This window comes from Actinokineospora auranticolor (assembly GCF_002934265.1).
Lineage (GTDB): Bacteria > Actinomycetota > Actinomycetes > Mycobacteriales > Pseudonocardiaceae > Actinokineospora > Actinokineospora auranticolor.
In genome coordinates, this window is sequence record NZ_PTIX01000032.1 from 1 (window position 1) to 22617 (window position 22617).

The 22617-nt window shown below is 72.9% G+C and carries 3 protein-coding genes; all 3 read right to left on the reverse strand.

Translation table 11 applies throughout. From position 1 onward, the window contains the following. Positions 1 to 184: 184 nt before the first annotated feature. Positions 185 to 3136: a hybrid sensor histidine kinase/response regulator gene (locus tag CLV40_RS33385; protein WP_104483015.1), complete on the reverse strand. Its 2952-nt coding sequence runs from the start codon at positions 3134 to 3136 to the stop codon at positions 185 to 187. Further along, the gene (locus CLV40_RS33390; RefSeq protein WP_104483016.1) at positions 3126 to 3500 is read right to left on the reverse strand and encodes a response regulator transcription factor; all 375 of its coding nucleotides are present in this window, start codon (positions 3498 to 3500) and stop codon (positions 3126 to 3128) included. Before CLV40_RS33390 ends, CLV40_RS33385 begins: the two co-directional genes overlap by 11 nt. A 134-nt stretch (positions 3501 to 3634) precedes the next feature. Next, the gene (locus CLV40_RS33395) at positions 3635 to 22438 is read right to left on the reverse strand and encodes a DUF7507 domain-containing protein (protein WP_104483017.1); all 18804 of its coding nucleotides are present in this window, start codon (positions 22436 to 22438) and stop codon (positions 3635 to 3637) included. Positions 22439 to 22617 lie beyond the last annotated feature (179 nt).

The window sequence follows — 22617 nt, forward strand, 5'->3', positions numbered from 1 at the left end:
AGGGCAAGGCGAGGCGAGGCGAGGTGGGCAAGGCACGGCGGGCAAGGCGGGGCGTGCCAGGCGGAGTGGGCCAGGCAGAGTGGGGTGGGGCGGGGTGGGCGGGGCGGGGCAGGCACGGCGGGCCAGGCGGGGCGGGCAAGGCAGGGTGGGGTGGGGTGGGGGCTAGGGCTTGGGGTGGGGCGGGTTAGGGGGCTAGGGCTTGGGTGCCTAGTTGGGTGGTGAGGAGGGTGATGGCGGCGATGACGAGGTCTAGTTCGTCGCGGAGGGGGGCGAGGGTGGGTTCGGCCGCGGGGAGGGTGGCGGAGCGGGCCTTGTCTTCGAGGTCGGCGAAGAGTTCAGCGAGGGTGGAGGCGCCGATGTTGGCGGCGGCGCCTTTGAGGGTGTGGGCTTGGGTGGCGGTTTGCTCTTTGTCGCCCGCGTTGAGGGAGTCGGCCAGTTCGGTGAGGGTGGTGGGGGATTTCACGGAGAAGGAGGTCAGGAGTTTGGCCATGAGGGCGCGTTCGGGTTCTGAGGGGTCTGGGCCGGTTAGTTCTTCCAGGCGGGTTCGGATGGCGGTGGCGCGCTCTTGTACTTCCGGGGTGGATATGGGTTTGGTGGTCTTGTCGGGGGTGCGGGGCTCGGTGATTTGTCGGGGGGCCGGGGTGTGGTCGTCCTCGATGCGGGCTTGGGGGATTTCCGCGGTCAGTTTGCGGAGGACCTCGGCCAGGTCGGCGGGGCGTACCGGTTTGGGCAGGTAGTCGTTCATTCCCGCCGCCGTGCAGGCGTTCCAGTCTTCTACCAGGACGCTGGCCGTCATGGCGACTATGTGGGGTTGGCGGTCTTCGGGGAGTTCGGCTCGGATGGTTTTGGTGGCTTCGAGGCCGTCCATGATGGGCATGCGGACGTCCATGAGGATGACGTCGTAGGGGCGTAGGCGGATGGCTTGGACGGCTTCCCGGCCGTTGGAGACCATGTCGGCTCGGTAGCCGAGTTTGGCGAGCATGAGTTGGGCGACCTTCTGGTTCACCAGGTTGTCCTCGGCCACCAGGATGCGCAGGACGGCGGCGCCGACGGGGGCGGGGCCGGGTTTGCGTTCGCGTTCGGCGGCTTCCTGGGCTCCGGTGAGGAGTCGGTGCAGGGTGGTGCGCAGGGTGCTGACCCGGACGGGTTTGGTGAGGACCGACTCGAACATCTCGCGTTGGTCTTTGGTGAGGGGGACGGTGACGCTGCTGAGGAGCATGAGCGGCAGGCGTTGGCCGCTGGGGAGTTGGCGTAGTTTGGCGGCCAGTTCGAGGCCGTCCATCTCCGGCATCTCCATGTCCAGCAGCGCGACGTCGAAGTGGACGCCGCTGCGGACCACTTCGAGGGCGGCCTTGGCGGAGACGAAGTCGGTGGAGCGCAGACCCATGTCGGCCAGTTGGGCTGACAGCACGCTGCGGTTGGTGTCGTTGTCGTCGACGACCAGGGCGACGCGGTCGGTCATGACCGCGGCCCAGCTGGGTTGGAGGTCTCCGCCGCCGGTGACCGGGGACACGCGGAGGATCGCGGTGACGGTGAAGGTGGAGCCGAGGCCGGGGGTGCTGTTGACGGTGATGTCGCCGCCCATGGCGGCGGCGAGGCGGTGGCTGATGGCCAGGCCGAGGCCGGTGCCGCCGAAGCGGCGGGTGGTGGAGGCGTCGACCTGGCTGAACGACTGGAACAGCCTGCCGAGGTGTTCCTGGGGGATGCCGATGCCGGTGTCGCTGACCGCCGCGTGCAGCCGGATGACGCCGTCGCCCTCGTTGGAGACGCGTTCGGCGCGGACGTTGATGGCGACCTCGCCGCGGGCGGTGAACTTGACCGCGTTGCTGAGCAGGTTGAGCAGGACCTGCCGGAGCCGGGTGGCGTCGCCGCGCAGCACGGGCGGGCAGGACGAGTCGACGTAGCCGATGAGTTCGAGGTCCTTCTCCCCCGCGGCGACCGCGACCAGGGCGAGGGCGCTGTCGAGGCAGTCGGCGATGTGGAAGGAGGCGTCCTCCAGTTCCAGTTCGCCCGCCTCGATCTTGGAGTAGTCGAGGATCTCGTTGATGACCGCGAGCAGGGCGTCGCCGCTGTCGCGGACGATGCGGACCAGTTCTTGCTGCTCGGTGGTGAGGTCGGTGTCGAGCAGCAGCCCGGTCATGCCGATGACGGCGTTCATCGGGGTGCGGATCTCGTGGCTCATGGTGGCCAGGAACGCGGCCTTGGCCTTGCTGGCGGCCACGGCCTGGTCGCGGGCCTCGACCATGGCCTGCATGGAGGCGTTGACGGCCATGGCCATCCGCTCGATCTCGACCGGTCCGCCGACGACGGCGCGTTCGGTGGTGTTGCCCGAGGAGACCTGGACAGCGGCGGCGGTGACGCGGGCGACGGGGCGGGTGACCTTGCGGGTGACCCAGAAGGCGCCGAGGGCGGCCAGGGCGCCGACGCCGATGGTGGTCCAGGCGATGAGTTCGCGGGTGCCTTCGCCGCTCTCGGTGCTGACCTGTTCGCGCAGCGCCAGCAGTTCCTCCTCCTCGCGGCGCATGGTGCCGAGGATGTCCTCGATGGCGTCCATGTCGCGGGCTCCGCGCCCGGTGGAGACGAGTTCGATGGCGGCGGCGGGGCCCTGGGTCTGGTAGAGGGCGATGGTCTCGGCGAGTTCGTCGAGTTTGTCGTTGACGACCGGCTCCAGCGACTGGGCCAGTTGGACGGACTGCGGTTCGTCGGCGACCAGGCTGCGGAGGGTGGCCAGGGCGGGGCGCAGGGAGTCGGCGGCGCTGTTGTACGGAGTGAGGTACTGGGGGTCGCCCGCGATGAGGAAGCCGCGTTGGCCGCGTTCGGCGTCTTGGATGCGCTGCCACACGTCGCCGATCTGGGCGAGGACCTCGTGGCTGTGTTCGACGGGTCGGCGGTCCTGCATGAGGGTGCCGATGCGGATGAAGGAGTTGAAGCCGACGACGAGGAGGCTGCCGATGGCCAGGATGTAGCCGGCGGCCAGGAGCCTGCCGACGGTCCAGCGCCAGGTCGGGCGGTGGTCGTCCTCGGGGGTGAGGTCGTCTTCGGGTTCGTCGGGGGGTGGTGCGTGGGTGGGTGGCGCCATGTGGATGGAGCCGGGGTCGATGTCGCGGGGGTCCATCAGCGGCCCGTCACCCCTCATGGCTCGGGAGGAGGGCGTGGATGCGGTCGAGCAGGTCGGCGGGTTTGAAGGGTTTGCAGACGTAGTCGTCGGCGCCGCTGGTGAGGCCCGCGTCGATGTCGGACTGCTTGGTCATGCCGGTGAGCAGGATGATCGGCAGGTGCGGGGTGGGGTGGCGCTCGCGGAGGGTGGCGCAGACCCGCAGGCCGTCCATGCCGGGCAGGGTGACGTCGAGCAGCAGCAGGTCGGGCCGGTCGGCGGCGACCTGGTCGAGTACCTCGGGGCCGGTGCCCACCGGGGTGGTGGTGTGGCCCGCCTGTTCGATTTTGAACGTGATCAGCTCACGCAGGTCGTCGTCGTCCTCCGCGATCAGAATGCGCGCCACCGCGCGTTCTCCTTCCCGCACCCCCGGCCCGTGGCGGGGGTTCCGTCCTCCCGGTCCGCGGCGGGGGTTCCGCCGCGGACCGCCGTGGACGTGTCCACCCGCGCCCGGGGCCCGGGTGGACGGCGTGCCACAGGTCATGAACGCCTACCTCGGCGCCAGGGCTGGTACACCAGCGTGACGCCCAGAAGGGTGAGCAGCAGGCCGAGGCTCAGCCACCGCAGGACCGGGAAGCCGGTGTAGCTGAGGTCCTGGTCGGTGGCGGTGTCGTCGGTCGTGGTCGTGGTGCCGCCGTTGGTGCTGGTGGTGGGCGTCTCGGTCGTCGGGGTGGGTGTCTCGGTGCTCGTCTCGGCGGCGCTCACCTCGGTGGTGGCGGACGCGGAGTTGTCGTCGGCGGAGTCGAGGACGTCCTGGACGGCGAGGGTGGCGATGTTGACCAGCGGTCCTTCGCGGTCGACGCGGGCCGTGACGGTCAGCGTGCGCTGGTCCGCGGGGCCGACCCAGTCGAGGTGCCAGAGGCCGGTGGCCGGGTCGTAGGTGCCCTGGCTGGTGACCGCGGAGATCAGGGTGATCCCCTCGGGCAGCAGGTCGGTGACCTGGACGGACGGCGCGGCCGACGGGCCGGTGTTGGCGATGGTGACCACCCAGGTGATGGTGTCGCCGACGGTGGCCTTGGTCTGCTCGGTCGTCTTGGTGACCGACAGGCCCGTCTGCCTGGTCAGGGTGGTGCTGACCGCGCTGTTGTTGTCGCCGCTGTTGGCGTCGGGGGTGCTGGAGGTGACGCGGGCCGAGTTGCTGATGGCCGTGCCGTCCAGGTCCGCGGCGATGGCGGCGCGGAGCCGCACCGTGACGGTGGCCGCGGGGGCCAGCGCGTCGAGCGGGCAGGTGACCACGCCGTCGGTGTTGGCGCAGGTGGCGCCGGTGCTGGAGACCAGCGTGGCGCCCGCGGGCAGCGCGTCGGTGAGCACGACGTCCCGGGCGAAGGCGTCGCCCGCGTTGGTCACGGTGACCACCCAGGTGGCCTGGGTGCCGGGCACGATCTGCCCGCCGTCGACGCTCTTGGTGACCCGCAGGTCGGGGCTGGCGTTGAGCTGGGTGGTGACGGCCGCCGAGTTGTCGTCGGAGTCCTGTTCGGCGGTGGTGGAGGCGACGGCGGCGCTGTTGGTGATCGGACCCGCGGCGGCGTCGGCGCGGACGGTGCCGGTGATGGTCAGCGGGGTCGAGGCGCCGGGGTTGATGTCGCCGATGGCGCAGATCAGGGCGCTGCCGCGGGTGACGCAGCCGTTCGGCGGGGTGGTGACCTCGACGGAGGCGGGCAGCAGGTCGGTCACGGTGACGCCGCGGGCGGTGGAGATGCCGTTGTTGGTCGTGGTGACCAGCCAGGTGATCGTGTCGCCCGGCCGGTGGTTGGCCTGGTCGGCGGTCTTGACCACGGACAGGTCGGCCTGCGGCGCGGACGGGCCCGCGACGCTGGCGGCGTTGTCGATCGGGTCGCTGTCGGGGTCGTCGGACAGCACGGTCGCGGTGTTGCTGACCTCGTCGGGGACGAAGCCCGCCGCGACGTCGACGACGATCGTGATCTGGATGGTCTCCAGCGGGTCGAGGTCGCCGGGCGCGCAGGTGACGAGTTGGCCGTCGATGACGCAGGAGCCCTTGGTGGCGGTGGCGGTGGCCGGGGTCAGTCCGGTCATCAGCGGGTCGGTGACGAGGACGCCGGTCGCCGCGGACGGTCCGTAGTTGTAGACGTCGAGGGTGAAGGTGGCCTGGCCGCCGGGGGTGACCGAGGCCGGGGTGAGGGTCTTGTCGATGCCGAGGTCGACCGAGCGGGCGACGTCGGAGGCGACGGCCGCGGTGTTGTTGTCCTGGTCGGTGTCGGCGGTGGTGGAGGTGACCGAGACCGCGTTGTCGAGTTGGCCGCCGACGTAGTTGGCGTCGACGTGGGCGGTGATGGTCAGGATCCGGTCGGTGTCGGTGGTGACGGTGCCGAGCACGCACCGGAGGGTGCGGTCGGTGAGGGTGCAGGACGGGTCCGCGGCGACCAGGGTGACGCCCTTGGGCAGGGTGTCGACCAGGACGACGTTGCGGGCGTCGGAGGGGCCGCCCGCGTGGACGGTGATGCCCCAGGTGATGTCCTCACCGGCGGTGACCTGGGCGGGGCCGTTCATGGTGACGCCGAGGTCGGTGACGGAGGTGACGTCCTGGCTGACGAACACCGAGTCGTTGCTCGGGTCCGGGTCGGGGGTGGCGGACTCGACCTGGGCGGTCACGGCGGCGTCGCCGGTGACGTCGGAGTCGAAGACGCCGCGGACCACGAAGTCCAGGGACGCGCCGGGCGGCAGGTCGCCGAGGTCGCAGGCGATGGTGTTGTCGCAGGTGACGCCCGGCGGGGCGGTGATCGTGATGTTCTGCAGCTCGCCCGGGAGTCCAAGGGAGAACCGGGTCTTGCTCGACGTGGACGGGCCCGCGTTGCGGACCGTGGCCCGGATGGTGGCCTCGGAGCCAGCGGTGAGCTGGGCGGCTTCGAAGTCGGCGACCACGGACAGGTCGGCGAAGGCGGTGACCGGCTTGGTCAGGGCGACCGAGTTGGTGTCGGTGTCGAGGTCGATCGAGTCGGAGTCGGCGGTCACCGTGGTGGCGAGGTCTTCGACCCGGTCGGCGGCGACGGTGCCGACGACGGTGATCTCGACGCTGGCGCCGGGTTCGAGGGTGTCGACGACGCAGGTGGCGGTGGTGTCGCAGGTGACCCCGGCGGGGGCGTTGACCACGACGGACTGGAGGCCGTCGGGCACCGGCACGGTGATGGTGACGTTGCGGGCGATCGAGGGGCCCTGGTTGGTGGCGGTCGCGGTGATGGCCGCGGCGGAGCCCGCCACCAGCGGGTCCGGGCCGAGGGTGGCGGCGAGGACCAGGTCGGACACGACCTGCACGGCGCCGGTGGCGGTGACCGAGTTGTCGGTGTCGTCGGGGTCGTCGGTGGCGCTGGTGGTGGTCGCGACGATGTCGAACGGCCCGTTGGCGTCGGCGCCGAGGTCGCCGCCGATGTCGATGGTGACCGTGGCGCCGGGCGCCAGGGTGCCGATCACGCAGACCACCGTGTTGTCGCAGGTGACGCCGGGCGGCGCGGTGACGGTGACGTTCCGCAGGCCTGCGGGCAGCGGCACGGTGAGGGTGACGCCGGTGGCCGCGCCCGGGCCGTCGTTGGTGACCGAGGTGGTGATCGCGACCGGTCGGCCCGCGGTGGGCAGGCCGGAGGTGATCGCGGCGCGGGTCACGAGGTCGGCGCTGGCGGTGATCGGCGCGGTGACGGTGACGGTGTTGTCGGCCGGTGCCGGGTCGCTGAACGACGACGTGGCGGTGGCGGTGAACGTCAGGTCGCCGGTGGCGCCCGGGGCGACGGTGCCGCGCACGGTGATGTCGACCTGGGTGCCGGGGGCCAGCGTGTCGATCACGCAGTTGCCGCCCGCGTCGCAGGTGACCCCGGCGGGCGCGGTGAACTGGGCGCCGGTGAGGCCCGTGGGCACGGGGATGGTGACGACGACGCCGGTGGCCGCGGACGGTCCGGTGTTGCCGACGGTGACCGTGGCCGATTGCGGGGTGCCCGCGGTCGGGGTGGTCGGGTCGAGCACGAGGGCGACGTTCAGGTCGGACGCCACGAACAGCGGCGGGGTGACCGTGACGGTGCGGTCGGCCGGGTTCGGGCCGGGGGTCGGCGAGGCGACGGTGGCCACGAAGGTCGGCGCGGTGGTCGTGGTGGGGCTGACCCGGCCGTTGACGACGATGGTGATGTCGGTGCCGGGCGGGACGTCACCGATGGTGCAGGAGACGGTGTTGTCGCAGGTGATGCCCGGCGGGGCGGTGACGGTGACGCCTTCGACGCCCGCCGGGATGGGCAGGGTGAAGGTGACTCCGGTGGCGGTGGACGGCCCGGTGTTGCCGATCACCGTGGTGGCGGTGAACGGGTCACCCGCGGTGAGGGTGCCGGGGCTGAAGGTGGTGCCCACGGACAGGCCCGCGGACGCGGTGACGTTGGCGTTCAGGACGACGACGTCGTTGCCCTCGTCGGGGTCCGGCGTGGTGGAGTTCGCGGTCACCGTGAAGGTGGTGGTGCCCGGGTTGGCGTTGGGCGCGAGGACCCCGTCGATCACGAAGTCCAGGCTCGCGCCGGGCGCCAGGTCGCCGATGGCGCAGGAGACCGTGGTGTCGCAGGTGACGCCTGCCGGGGCGGTGACGGTGACGTTGGTCAGGCCCGCCGGGATCGGCACGGTGAAGGTGACGCCCTGGGCGGTCGACGGTCCGGCGTTGCGGACGGTGGCGGTGACCTTGGCCGGGGAGCCCGGGGTGAGGGCGGCCGGGTCGAGGGCGGCGGTGACGCCCAGGTTGGCGGACTGGCTCACCTGCGCGGTGATGGACGCGGTGTTGTCCGCGGCGCCCGGGTCGCCGGAGGCGGCGGTGACGTCGGCGGTGAAGTCGAGGTCGGTGCCGGTGAAGGCCGGGTCGACGGTGCCGGTGACCACGATGTCGACCGACTGGCCCGCGGCGAGCGGCGGGATGGTGCAGGTGACGGTGTTGTCGCAGGTGACGCCGGGCGGCGCGGTGACGGCCACAGTGGTCAGCCCGGCGGGCACCGGCAGCGAGACGGTGATCGCCGACGACGTGGACGGGCCGTTGTTGCGGATGGTGGCGGTGTGCCGCACCGGTTCGCCCGCGGTGAGGGTGGTCGAGTCGAGCGCGGTGGTGACCGCGAGGTCCGCGGCCACGGTGACGCCGACGGTGACGGTGCCCGCGTTGTTGGCCGGGATCGGGTCGGTGCTGGCCGAGGCGACGGTGCCGGTGAAGGTCAGCGACGGTCCGGTGAACGCCGGGTCGACGGTGCCGCGGATGGTCGCCGTGACCTCGGCGCCGGGCAGCAGGTCGCCGAGGTCGCAGACGGCCGAGTTGTCGCACGTGGCTCGGGCCAGCGCGGACACGGTGACTCCGGTCAGGCCCGCCGGGATCGGCAGCGTGAGGGTGACGCCCTGCGCGGTGGACGGGCCGTTGTTGCGGATGGTCGCGAGGACCTCGATCGGCGTGCCCGCGACGGCGCTGCTCGGGCCGGTGATCGAGACGAACGAGACCTCGGAGGCCACCGTCACGGGGATCTGGACGGTGGTGACGTTGCCCGAGTTGTTCGGGTCGCTCGCGGCCGAGGAGATCGCGCTGGTGAACGACAGCGCGGGGCCGGTGTAGTCGGGCGCGATGGTGCCGCCGACGGTGATCACGACCTGGGCGCCGGGGGCGACCGAGTCGATGGTGCAGGTGACGGTGTTGTCGCAGGTGACCCCGGCGGGCGCGGTGACCTGGACGTTGGTCAGGCCTGCCGGGATCGAGACGGTGAAGGTGGCAGGCCCGGCGGTGGACGGCCCGGCGTTGGTGACCGTGGCGGTGAGCGAGACCGGCGAGCCCGCGGTGGCCGTCGCCGGGTCGGTGGCCACGGTGACGCCCAGGTCGGCGCTGCGGCCGACCGGCGCGACGACCGTGCTGGTGTTGTCGCTCTGGTCGGGGTCGGGCGTCGGGGTGGTCGCGGTGGCGGTGAAGGTCAGGTCGGCGCCGGCGAAGTCCGGTGCGACGGTGCCGCGGACCTCGATGACGACGTCGGCCCCGGGGGCGATGGTGCCCAGGTCACAGGCGACGGTGTTGTCGCAGGTGACACCGGGCGGCGCGATGACCGTGGCGCCGGTGACCCCGGCGGGCACGGGCAGGGTGTAGCGGGCGCCCGCGGCGGTGGACGGGCCGTCGTTGTGGATCGTGGTGCGGACGGTGACCGGCGAGCCCGCGGTGAGGCTGGTCGGGTTGACGACGGTGGCCGCGGTGAGGCCGGCGGCGGCGCCGGACTGGGCGTCGACGGTGACCGAGTTGTTGGCCGGTGTGCTGTCGGGTGTGGCCGAGCCCGCGGTGGCGGTGAACGGCAGGGTCGTGCCGGTGAAGTCGGCGGCGACGCGGCCGTTGACGGTCACCGCGATGCTCTGCCCCGGTGCCACGGTGGCGGCGGTGCAGCTGATGGTGTTGTCGCAGGTGACACCGGCGGGCGCGGTGACCGTGACGTCCTGCACGCCCGCCGGGACGGGCAGGGTGAAGGTGACGCCGGTGGCGGTTGACGGGCCCGCGTTGCGCAGGGTGGCCGTGCCGGTGAACGCCGTGCCCGCGGTGAGGGTGGGCGGGTCGAGGGTGAAGGCGGCGGACAGGTCGGCGTTGGCCGTCACCGGGATGGTGGTGCTGCTGGTGTTGCCCGCCGTGTCCGGGTCGGGGGTGGGCGAGGTGACGGCGGTGTCGATGGTCAGCGCGCCGGTGAAGTCGGGCGCGACGGTGCCGCGCACGGTGATCACCACGTCGGTGCCGGGGTCGATGTCGCCGACCGCGCAGGTGATCGACGAGTCGCAGATGACGCCCGGCGGCGCGGTGACGGTGACGCCGGTCAGGCCCGCGGGCACGGGCAGGGTGAAGGTCGTGCCGACCGCGGAGGACGGGCCGCCGTTGCGGATCGTGGTGGTGACGGTGACCGGTGACCCGGCGGTGGCCTGGCCCGGGTCGACCGTGGTGGTCGCGCTCAGGTCGGCCGTGGCGTTGACCTGGACCGGGGTGGTCGCGGTGTTGTCGGCCGGGTTCGGGTCGTCGGTGGTGGCCTGGGCGGTGCCGGTGAACACGATCTGGTCGCCGGTGTAGTCGGCCGCGACGGTGCCCCGGACCTCGACGGTGACCTGGGTGTCGGGGGCGAGCGTGCCGATGGCGCAGGCGACGGTGTTGTCACAGGTGACACCGGCCGGGGCGACCACGGTGACGCCCTGCAGGCCCGCCGGGACGGGTACGGAGAGGGTGACGCCGGTGGCGGTCGACGGGCCGACGTTGCGGGCCGTGACCGTGACGGTGACCGGGGTGCCCGAGGCGACGCTGAGCGGGGTCGGCGTGACGACGGCCCGGATGTCGGCGGCGACGCGCACGTTCGCGGTGATGGTCGTCGAGTTGGCGTCGGGGGTCGGGTCCGGGGTGTCGGACGTGGCGGTGCTGGTGAAGGTCAGCGGGCCGCCGGTGTAGGCCGGGTCGACGAGGCCGGTGACCTCGATGCGCACCGGGGTGCCCGGGGCGACGGTGCCGACGGTGCAGGTGATCAGCGTGTCGCAGGTGACGCCCGCCGGGGCGACGACCTGGACGCCGGTGACGCCCGGCGGGATCGGCAGGGTGAAGGCCGTGCCGGTGGCCGTCGACGGGCCGGTGTTCTCGATGGTGGTGACGGCGCGGAACGGTTCGCCCGCGACCAGGGCGGTAGGGTCGAGGGTCGAGGTGACCCGCAGGTCGGCCGAGGTGGCGACCTGGGTTGTGGCGGTGCCGGTGTTGTCGGCGGCGGACGGGTCGGTGGCCGTGGTGGCCGCGGTCGCCGTCAGGGTGATGTCGCCCGTGTGGTCGGGGGCGACGCGGCCGCGGACGCCGATCACGACGTCGGCGCCGGGGGCGACGTCGCCGAGGACGCAGGACACGGTGTTGTCGCAGGTGACGCCGTTGGGCGCGGTGACCACCACGTCGATGAGCCCGGCGGGTACCGGCACGGACACGGTGGTGCCCGCGGCGGTGGACGGGCCCGCGTTGCGGATGGTGACCGTGGCCCCGATCGGCGAGCCCGCGACGACCTGGCCGGGGTCGAAGCCGACGCTGGCGTTCAGGTCGGCGGCGGTGCCGACGGTGCCCGTGGTGGTGAAGGCGTTGTCGGCGGTGTTCGGGTCGGCGACCGGCGAGGACGCCGAGCCGGTGACGGTGATCGGTCCGGTGACCGTGGGCAGCACGGTGCCGCGGATGACCACGTCGACGGTGCCGCCCGGCGGGACGCTCGCCACCGAGCAGGTGACGGCGTTGTCGCAGGTGACGCCCGGCGGTGCCTCGACGGTGACGCCGGTGATCTGGGCGGGCACCGGCACCGAGAAGGTGATCCCGGTGGCGGTGGACGGGCCGTTGTTGACCAGCTTGGCCGCGATGGTCGCCACGGTGCCCGCGGTGAGCGGCGCGGGGGTGACCACGCCGGTGAACGCGAGGTCGGCGCTGGCGGCCGTGGTGCCCGTCGCGGTGGCGGTGTTGTTGGCCGGTGTCGGGTCGGCGGTCGGCGAGCTGCCGGTGGCGGTGACAGAGATCGGCGCGGTCACGTCCGGCGCGACGGTGCCGCGCAGCGTGATGCGGACGCTCGCGCCCGGCGCCAGGGTGCCGACGGCGCAGCTGACGGTCGCGTCGCAGGTGACGCCCGCGGGGGCGTCGACGGTCACGCCGGTGACGCCCGCCGGGACCGGCACGGCGAGGGTGACGCCGGTGGCCGTGGACGGGCCGCGGTTGACCAGGTCGGCGACGATCTCGATCGGCTGACCGGCGACCGGCGCGGTCGGGTTGACGGTGATCGCCGCGTCGAGGTCGGCGGCGGCGCCGACCGGGCTGGTGACCGTGGTGGTGTCGTCGGCCGGGTTCTGGTCCGGGGTCGGCGACGTGGTGCTCGCGGTGAACGCGATGTCCGCGCCCTGGTAGGCCGGGTCGAGGGCGCCGCCCACCGTCACCACGACCTCGGTGTCGGGCGCGATGGCCCCGAGGACGCAGGACACGGTGTTGTCGCAGGTGACGCCGTTGGGCGCGGTGACCACCACGTCGATGAGCCCGGCGGGCACCGGCAGCGACAGCGTGACACCGGTGGCGGTGGACGGACCGGCGTTGCGGACCGTGGCGGTCGCGATGACCGGGGTGCCGGGCGTGACCTGGGCCGGGTCGACGGCCAGGGCGACGCTGACGCCCGCGTCCGCGCCGACGGCGGTGGTCGTGGTGACCGTGTTGTCGGCGTTGTTCGGGTCGGCGCTGGTCGTGGTGGTGACGGCGGTCAGGCTCAGGTTCGGGCCCGCGAAGGCGGGCGCGATCCGGCCGCCGACGGTGATGACCAGGTCGGTGTTCGGCGCGATGGTGCCGACGACGCAGGAGATGGTCGAGTCGCAGGTGACGCCCGGCGGGGCGGTCACGACGACGTTCTCCAGCCCGGCGGGCACCGGCAGGGTGAGGGCGACGCCGGTCGCGGTGGACGGGCCCGTGTTGCGGATGGTGGCCGTCGCGGTGACCGGCGAGCCCGCCACCAGCGGCGTCGGGTCGACGGTGAGCGTGACCCGGACGTCGGAGGCGATGCCGACGGCGGTGGCGACCTGCGAGGTGTTGTCGGCCGGGTTCGGGTCGGCGACCGGCGAGGTGACGTTCGAGGCGATGGTCAGCGGGCCGTCGGGGAACTCGGGTGCCACCTGGCCCCGCACGACCACCACGACGTCCTGGTTGGGGCCGATCGCGGCGGCGGTGCACCGCACGGAGTTGTCGCAGGTGACCCCGGCGGGCGCGGTGACGGTGATACCGGTGAACCCGGCCGGGATCGGCAGGGCGAACACGACCTGGTCGGCGGTGGACGGCCCGGTGTTGTGGATGGTGGAGGTCAGGGTGACCGGCGAGCCCGCGGTGAGCGGGGCCGGGTCGACCACGGTGGCCACGGACAGGTCGGCCGAGGTGGACACCGACGAGGTGACCGTGGCGGTGTCGTTGCCGGGCACGTTGTCGGGGGTGTCGCCGTCGACCGACGCGGTCAGCGCGATCGAGCCGCCGGTGAAGTCGGCGGCCACGACGCCGCGGAGCACGATGTCGACCTCGGTGCCGGGCGCCATGGTGCCGATCTGGCAGGCGGCGGCGTCGTCGCAGGTGACCCCGGCGGGCCCGGTGACGACGACGTCGCGCAGTTCGGCGGGCACCGGCAGCCGGAAGGTCACGCCGGTGGCGGTGGACGGGCCGTTCGCGCGGACCTTGGCGTTGACCGTGACCGGGGAGCCCGCGACCGGGGCCGCCGGGTCGATGGTGGCGGTGACCGCGAGGTCGGCGTCCACACTGGACTGTTCGACGGTGGTGACGGTGTTGTCCGCCGGGTTCGGGTCGGCGATGGCGGAGGTGACCGCGGCGGACAGCGTCAGCGAGTCGTCGGTGAAGGTCGGCGTGACCCGGCCGCGGACGACGATCCGCAGCTGGCCGGGCGGCACGTCGCCGACGGTGCAGCTGATCGAGGTGTCGCAGGTGACGCCCGGCGGCGCGTCGACGGTGACGTCCTCGACGCCGGTCGGGACGGGCAGGGTGAAGGTGGTGCCCGGCGCGGTGGACGGGCCCGCGTTGGTGACCGTGGCGGTGATCGTCACCGCGCCGCCCGCGACGATGGGCCGCGGGTCGACGGTGATGCCGAGCCGCAGGTCGGCGGTGGCGCTGATCGGGGTGCTGGCGGTCGCGGTGTTGTCGCCCGGGTTCGGGTCGGGGTTCGAGCCGGTGACCGTGGCGGACGCGTTGAGCACCGGGGCGGTGACGCCGGGGGGCACGTCGGCGCGCAGCGTGAACTGGACGGTGCCTTCCTTGCCGGTGGGCAGGGTGCCGATCACGCAGCGCAGGTTCGCGTCGCAGGTGACGCCCGCGGGCGCGGTGATGGTGGCGCCGGTGGTCTCGGCCGGGGCGAGGCCGGTGAGCACCACGTCGCGGGCGGTGGACGGGCCCGCGTTGGTCACGAGGACGGTCCAGGAGGCGGGCAGGCCCGGGGTGATCGGGTCCTGGTCGGCGTTGACCTGGACGAAGATGTCCGAGGTGGCCACGACCGCGCTGGTCGCGCTGTCGGTGCGGTTGTCCGGCTGGTTCGGGTCCGGTTCGGGCACGGTGGACTCGACCGCGACGTCGCTGGTCAGCTCGTCGGCGGTGATGTCCGGCGAGAGCCTGCCGTAGACGGTGACCGTCACCGCGGCGCCCGAGGCGATCGTGGACAGGTCGCAGCGCAGGGTCTGGCCGGTGACCTGGCAGGTGCCCTGGGAGCTGACCGCCGAGATGTCGTCGACGTCGGCGGGCAGGTTGTGCACGACCGCGGCCGGGGCGTCGGACGGGCCGTTGTTGGTGACGGTGATGGTCCAGCCGGTCAGCTCACCGGGGGTGACCTGGTCGGCGGCGTCGAGCCGGACACCGAGGTCGGCCTGGGCGCTGACCTGGGCGCTCGCGGTGGCGGAGTTGTTCGCCGGGTTCGGGTCGGGGGTGGAGGCCTGCACGTCGATGGTGTTCGACAGCGTCGGCTCGGCGAACGACGGGGCCAGCGTGACCGGGATCTTGACGGTGATCGGCGTCCCGGGCGCGATGAGGCCGAGGTCGCAGACGACGCTGCGGACGACCACCGAGCAGGTGCCCTGGTCGCTGGTGATCGGCCCGGAGATCTCGGTGCCGTCGGGCAGCGGCGAGAAGGTGACCACGCCGCGCACCGCGGACGGGCCGGGGCTGGCGATGGTCGCGGTGTAGAGCAGCGACCGGCCCGGCACGACCGGGGTCGGGTCGACGTGCAGGTCGGCGCTGAGGTCGGCGCCGCGGGTGACCTGGACCCGGGAGGTGGTCGAGTTGTCGCGGCTGTCCGGGTCGGGGGCCTGCGACCCGGTGCTCATCCGGGTCTCGAGCTCCACGCCCTGGTAGAGCGGGTCGACCGTACCGGTGATCTTGACGACGACCGAGGCGCCGGGGGCGATGTCGCCGAGCGCGCAGGACGCGGTGGTGCAGCCGGGCAGGTCGGTGGTGACGCCGGTGAGGGCGGCGGGCAGGACCCGGTCGAGGGTGGCGCCGCGGGCGGTGGACGGGCCGTTGTTGGTGACGGTGACGGTGTAGGTCAGCGGGGTGCCCGCCACGACGCTGCCGGGCACGTCGACGGTGACGGCGAGGTTGGCCGACTCGGTGGCCGAGGCGATCACGGTGCCGGTGTTGTCGGACTGGTCGAGTTCGGTGGTGGCGCTGCTCGCGGTGGCCGAGTTGGTGACCGTGTCGCCCGCGCCGTTGGCGAGGACGCCGCGCACGGTGATCGCGACGGGCGGCGCGCCCGCGGCGACGGTGCCGAGGTCGCAGCCCAGGGCCTGGCCGGTGAAGGCGCAGGTGCCCTGCGAGGTGAGCACGGTGAGCTGCCCGATGGTCGTGGGCAGGTTGTCGGTGACGGTCACCGCCTGGGCGTCCGACGGGCCCGCGTTGGAGACCTCGATGCGGAACTCGATCGGCGCGCCCTGCACCGGCTGGCCGCTGGTGACGGCGAGCGCGACGTGCAGGTTGCCGTTGGCGGTGACCGGGGTGGTCGCGCTGCCGGAGTTGTTGGCCTGGTTCGGGTCCGGGACGCCGGAGGTGCCCGCGCCGGTGTCGGTGAGGGTGGGCGCGGTGACGTTGGCGGCGAGGGTGCCTGCGATGGTCAGCAGCACGGTGGCCCCGGGCTGCAGGTCGCCGGTGGCGCAGCTGATGTCGCGGCCGGTGACGGTGCAGTTGCCCGCGGGCGTGGTGGCGGTGACGCCGGTGAGGCCCTCGGGGACGGTGTTGGTGAGCACGACCGCGGTGGCGGTCGACGGCCCGAGGTTGCGGGTGCTCTGCACCCAGGTGAGCTGGGTGCCGGGCACCGCGGCGTCGGGTCCGGCGATGGTGCTGACCAGGTCGGCGGCGGTGCTGGCGGAGCCCACGACGTCGACGACGTTGTTGGCCAGCACCGGGTCGTTGGTCTGCGCGATGGCCTCGGCGCCGAGGGTGAGCGGGCCGGAGTAGCCCGCGTCGATGGTGCCGGTGAAGCTGACCTCGGTGGTCTGGCCCGCGGCGATCACGCCGAGCGGGCAGGTGACCACGGCGCCGGAGACCGCGCAGGAGCCGGTGGGCCAGCTCGCCCGGGCGTTGTAGACGTAGGCCGGGACGGAGATGGTGAGCGAGGTGCCGACCGCGTCGGACGGGCCGGTGTCGGCGACCCGGACGGTCCAGGTGGCGGTCTGGCCCGCGACCGGGTTGGCGGGCGGGGTGGCGGTGACCGCGAGGTCGGCCTGCGGGCTCAGCGCGGTGCTGCTGGTGGCGGTGTTGGAGCCCGCGTCGGGGTCGGCGGTGCCGCTGGTGACGGTGCCGGTGACGCGCAGGCTGTTCTCGGCGAACCCGGGGGCGAGCCTGCCCGTGACGGTGACCGTGCCGGTGGCGTTGGTGGCGATGTCGCCGACGGGGCAGCTGATCCGCTGGCCGGTGATGGCGCAGCCCGCCTGCGGCTGCGGGGTGACCCCGGCGGGCAGGTCGGCGTTGAGCACGACGCCGCGCGAGGTGGACGGGCCCGCGTTCGTGGCGGTGAGGGTCCAGGTGGCCGGTGAACCGGGCACGGCCGGGTCGGGCGCGGAGGTGATGGCCAGGCGCAGGTCGGCGCTGCTGGAGGTGTCCGAGACCGCCGACGAGGTGTTGTTGGCGGTGTTCGGGTCGGTCGAGGTGGACGTCACGGTGACGGTGTTGGTGACGCTCGTGCCCGTGTAGTCGGGGGCGAGGGTGCCGGTGACGGTGACCGTGGCGGTGGCGCCCGCGGCCAGGGTGCCGATGGCGCAGTGGGCGGCGGTGTCGAAGGTGCAGGTGCCCGCGGTGGCGGTCGCGCTGTCGAAGCGGATGCCCGCCGGGGGCGGCGCGTCGGTGGTGACGCCGTACGCGGAGGACGGGCCGTCGTTGCGGACCACGGCCTGCCAGGTGAGCTTGCCGCCCGCGACGGGGGCGCCGGAGGTCAGCGTCTGCACGACCGACAGGTCGGCGGTGGCGCCGACGTTGGCGCTGGCGGTGGCGGAGTTGTCGGCCTGGTTCGGGTCCGGCACCGCGGAGGACGCGGTGACCGTGTTGGCGAACGCCGAGCCCGCGGGGGTGCCGCTGGCCAGGGTGGCGGTGATGTCGGCGGACACGGCGGCGCCCAGCGGCACCGACGGCCAGGTGCAGCGGACGGCGCCCGCGGACAGGACGCAGCTACCGCCCGCGGACGGGGTGGCGCTGCCGTAGGTGAGCCCGGCGGGCAGCCGGTCGGTGAGCACGACCTGGGGTGCCAGGGACGGGCCGTTGTTGGTGGCGCCGACCCGGTAGGTGACCGGGGTTCCCGCGACCAGCGGCCCGGACACGATGGTGTTGGTGGCGGTCAGGTCCGCGCTGGTGTTGACGGTGTGGGTGATCGACCCGTTGTTGTTCGCGGTGTTCGGGTCCGCGGTCGCCGAACTCGCGGTGGCGGTGTTGACCAGGGTCTGGCTCGCGTAGTCGGAGGCGACCAGGACGGTGACCGACTGGGTGTAGATCGCGCCTTGGGCCAGGTCGCCGACGGCGCAGCGGACCTCGGTGCCGACCAGCGAGCAGCCCGCGCCGGCGGAGACGAAGGAGGTGCCCGCGGGCAGCGGGTCGGTGATGGTGACCAAGCGGGCCACCGACGGGCCGTCGTTGGCGACGGTGACGTTGTAGGTGATGTTGCGCCCGGCCTCGGCGTTGGTGGACGTCGAGGTGGTGCTGACCGACAGGTCGGCGGCGGTGCTGACGGTGGCGGGCAGCGACACCGACCGGTTGGCCATGGTCGGGTCGGCGGTGGGCGAGCCGACGGCGGCGGTGTCGATGAGGACCGTGCCCGCCGCAGTGTCGGACGGGACGAGCGCGGTCAGCACGACGACCACGGAGCGGCCCGGCTGGATGGTGCCGAAGGTGCAGTTGACGCCCTTGTTGTCCGGGGTCGGGGTGCAGGTGCCGGACTGGGTGGCGACGCCGCCGGGCAGCAGCACGAGCCCGTCGGGCAGCGTGTCGGACAGCACCACGTTCGCGGCGGCGGACGGGCCCGCGTTGGACACGGTGAGGTTGTAGGTCTGCGCGGTGCCCGCGCGGACCGGGTCCTGGCCGACGGTGCCGGTGAGTACCAGGTCGGCGGTCTGCACGACCGGGGTGTTGACCGTGCTGAGCTGGTCCTCACCGCCGGGGCTGGGCGTGTCGGTGGACACCTGGGCGTTGGTCTCGACGGTGCCGGAGGCGGTGGGCGAGACGTTGACGACCACTGTGACGTCGGCGCGGCTGCCCGCCGGGAGCCGGTCGACGGTGCAGGTGACGACCTGGCCCGCGATGGCGCAGGTGCCGAGCGAGCTGGACGCGGACACCGCGGACAGCGCGGCCGGGAGGGTGTGGGTGATGACGACGTTGGTCGCGTCGGACGGCCCGTTGTTGGTCGCGCCGATCTGGTAGGTGGCCAGCGCGCCCGCGACCAGCGGCGACGGGGTGACCGTCTGCTGGATGGACAGGCCCGCGTACGCGGTGACCGCGGTGCTCGCGGACACCGTGTTGTTCAGCGGCGCGGAGTCCGGGGTGGACGAGCTGATGGTGGCGCTGAACGAGCGCGGACCGGGCGGGCTGGACGCGGCGATCCGGCCGGTGACCACGCCGCTGAGCGTCTGGCCCGCGGCCATGGTGCCGACGGCGCAGGTGATGCGGGCGCCGGTGACGGCGCAGGTGGTGCCGTCGACGGTGGCCGCGAGGTCGAGCACGCCGACCGGCAGGTCGGCCACGATAGTGGTGTCGCGGGCATCGGACGGGCCGCCGTTCATCACGCTGAAGGTGCGGGAGAACGTGTCACCGGCCATGAAGGTGCCGGGGTCCTGCAGGTTGGAGAAGCGCAGGTCGGCGACCGCGCGAACGGCGACGGAGGCGCTCGCGCTGTTGTTGGACTGGGTCGGGTCCGGGGTGGTCGAGGCGACGGTGCCGGTGGCCGAGACCGAGCCGAGGGCCTGGCCGGACGGCACGTTGACGTCGATGGTGACCGTGGCCCTGGCCTCGCTGGCCAGGTCGCCGATGGCGCAGCGGACCTGGCCGCTGACGATCTGGCAGGTGCCGGTGGAGGTGGCGATGGTGCCGATGCCGAAGCCCGCCGGGATGGTCTGGTTGAGGGTGACCGCCTGGGCCACCGACGGGCCGGAGTTGGCGACGGTGACCACGTAGCGGCCGGACTGGCCCGCCTGGATGTTCGGGGTGGTGGTCGTCTCGGTGACCGTGACGTCGGCCTGCGCGGTGACGTTGGCGAGGTGGGTGGCGGTGTTGTCGCCGGGGTTCGGGTCGGTGCTGGCCGAGGTGACCGTGGCGGTGTTGCTGAAGCCCGCGGCGGGCACGGTGCCCGGGGTGTCGGCGGTGATGGTCACGGAGGCGGTGCCGCCGTTGGCGACGGTGCCGAGGGCGCAGGAGACCGTCCGGCCCACGGTGGTGCAGGTGCCGGAGGTGGACTGGACGCCGGTGACGGTCAGGCCGGCGGGCAGCGGGTCGCTGACGACCACCGCGCCCGCGTCCGAAGGGCCGCGGTTGGTGACGGTGAGCGAGTACGCCAGCGGCGCGCCCGCCACGACCGGGGCCGGGACGGCGGTTTTGGTCAGGCCAAGGTCGCTGACCCGGCTGACGGTGCCGGTGACGGTGGCGGAGTCGTTGTCGGTGACGTCCTGCGGGGTGCTGGTGGTCGCCGTGGCGACGCTGGGCAGCGGGCCCGCCGCGTAGTCGGGGTTGACGGCCACGCGCAGGCTCACCGTGGTGGCGCCGCCCGCGGGCACGACACCCAGCTGGCAGGACACGGTGGCGCCGACGGTGCAGGTGCCGGACTGCGGGGTGGCGCTGACGATCGTGGTGCCGGGCTGGACCGGGACGGTGACCACGACGTTGCGCGCGTCGGACGGCCCCGGGTTGGCCACCATGACGGTGTAGTTGAGCCGGGAGCCCGCGACCGGTGCGTTGGTGGAGGCGTTGTTGGACACCTGGATGTCGGCCAGCGGCTCGACGGGGGCGGTGGCCGTGGTGGAGTTGTCGCCCGTGGACGTGTCCGGGGTTGTCGAAGACACCGAGGACGGTACGGACAGGGTCGGGTCCGCGTAGCTGGGGACGACACCGAGCACGGCGGTGACCGAGTAGCTGACGCCGGGCGCGAGGGTGCCCACGACGCAGGTCATGGTGCCCGCCGCGACGGTGCAGCCGGAGGACGCCCACACCACGGAGACGCCGTCGGGCAGCGGGACGCTGATCGTCACGTTCTCGGCGGTGGAGGGGCCCGCGTTGGTGACGGTGGTGGTGAGCACGGCCTGCTCGGTGCCGGGCACGACCGGGCCGTTGAGCGTGGAGGCGATCTGCAGGTCGGCCGCGCGGGTGACGGTGACCGGGGCGGTGGCGGTGTTGTTGACCGTGACGTCGTCGGCGGTCGACGCCGACACCGTCACGGAGTTGATCACGACGCCACCCGCCGAGTCGGCGTTGATCCTGGCCACGACCGGCACGGACACGGTGGCGCCGTTGGCCACCGCGCCGACCGAGCAGGTGACTTTCTGCCCGGACGGGGTGCAGGTGCCGCCCGCGGGCGGGGACGCCGACTCGAACGTGGTGCCCGCGGGCAGGGTGTCGGTGAGCACGACACCGGTGGCGTTGTTCGGCCCCTGGTTGGTGGCGGAGATGGTGTAGTTGACCGTCTGGCCCGCGTTCTGCGACGGCGCGGCCACGGTCTTGCCCGCGGACAGGTCGGCGAGGTCGCGGACGACGGTGTTCACGTCGTTGCCGGAGAAGGTGTACGGGCGGTTTAGCGTGCGGGCGCGGTAGTCCAGCACAGGCGTGTTGGCGATGGTGGTGCCCGAGGCGGCGCGGTTCACCGTGGCGCGGAAGCGGGCCGCGACGGAGCCGCCGGGCGCGATCGAACCGCCCGTGGACGCGGTGGCGCCGCTGCCGACCCGGAAGCGGACTGTCCTGTCCGCCGCGGTGTAGTCGCCGGTGTCGTCGCCCGCCGTGTCCGTCCGGGTGCCGGTGGTACCGCCGGTGTTGGTGTCGATGACCAGGCTGTTGGGGACGTAGGTGAGGTTGGCGGGCAGCACGTCGCGCACGACGGAGGCGTCGGCGTAGTCACCGCCGGAGTTGGTGAAGGTGAGCTGGTACTCGAGGGTGTCGCCCGGCTGGGCCGGGTTGTTGCCGTTGAGGTTGGACACGGTCTTGCTGACCGCGTTGAAGGTGGGGGTGAACAGGTCGATCTGGCTGGTGACGACGCCGGGGTAGTATGAGTCGCCGCTGGAGGTCAGGTTGATGGTGGCCGACGTGCTGCCGTTGCTGATCACGTTGGTGGTCGCGATGCGGCCGATGTCGACACCGAAGTTGTTCAGGTTGCCCGGCGATCGCCCGGTCTGGTCGACACCGGCGTCGCTGATGCGCGAATCGAAGAAGTTGTTCGCCGGGCGGGTCGCGTCCGACAGCGTGGTGTTCGCCAGGCGCAGCGCGTCGCCGGTGGTGCCGAAGTCGCCCTCCCAGGCCACGACGCCGACGGAGGCGTTGACGTTGCCGGTGGTGGGCGTGAGGAAGCCGGACACCGGGATGTCGACGCTGTTGTTGCCGGTGGCGGAGGTGATGTCGGCGAAGCCCTCGAACACCCGCAGGTTGCGCAGCGGCAAGGACGGGTTGCGGTAGGCCACGACCAGCGACCAGCCCGCGTACCGGTCCTGGCCGGTGGCCGAACCGATGTCGGCCACGGCGTAGACGCCGTTGCCCGCGGTCTTGACCGCGGAGGTGACGTCGAGGGATGCCTGGTACGGGCCGCCGTCCGTGGTGACCAGCGCGGTGGGCTGGATGAGCGTGGTGGCGGTGTAGGTGGTGTAGCTCGTGGCGCCGGGGGCCTTGAACTTCGCGGTGTTGACGGCCTTGGTGGGCGCGACGCCGTTGGTACCCGCCACGGTGCGGCCGCCCCAGACGAGCCGCGCGTAGAGGACGGTGGAACCGGTGGGCAGCGACAGCGTGGCGGTGGAGGAGTTCGATGTGGACGAATCGGAGTCCACGTCGACGAACGCCATGTTGTACAGGTTGTTGTTGTTCGAGGTGCCGGTGGCGGTGCCCGCGCGGGCGGACGTACAGCCGGACGCCGCGGTCGGGCAGTCCATGGAGCTGGCGCCCGCGAGCGTGATGGCGCCGTTCTCCTCGCTGGAGTAGACGGCGTCGAAGTTGGTGCGCACCGACGCCTCCGCCGGTGTGGGCGTGACGAACGGCACCAGCGTGGCCACCACGGCGGCGACCAAACCCAGCGCACCCGCGCGGGTGCGCCGCGGGTCTCCGGTCCTAAACACCGCGCCCATACCCGATTCCTTTGGGTTCGCCCGATTCAAACGTCGATCACTTTAGGCAAACTCACAGAACTTGGCATCGGACATACCCGAAAGCGTGGGGACAACCAATTTCGCTAACGCAGCGCGCGTTCAGCGGGACGCGATACTCACTCGACGGGTGGAAATCCTCGGACGGTACGCCCGATAGC

Excerpts from the sequence above, each read along its gene's own strand:
- CLV40_RS33385 (WP_104483015.1), bottom strand. The coding sequence starts at position 3,136 with ATGAGGGGTGACGGGCCGCTGATGGACCCCCGCGACATCGACCCCGGC.
- CLV40_RS33395 (WP_104483017.1), bottom strand. The coding sequence starts at position 22,438 with ATGGGCGCGGTGTTTAGGACCGGAGACCCGCGGCGCACCCGCGCGGGT.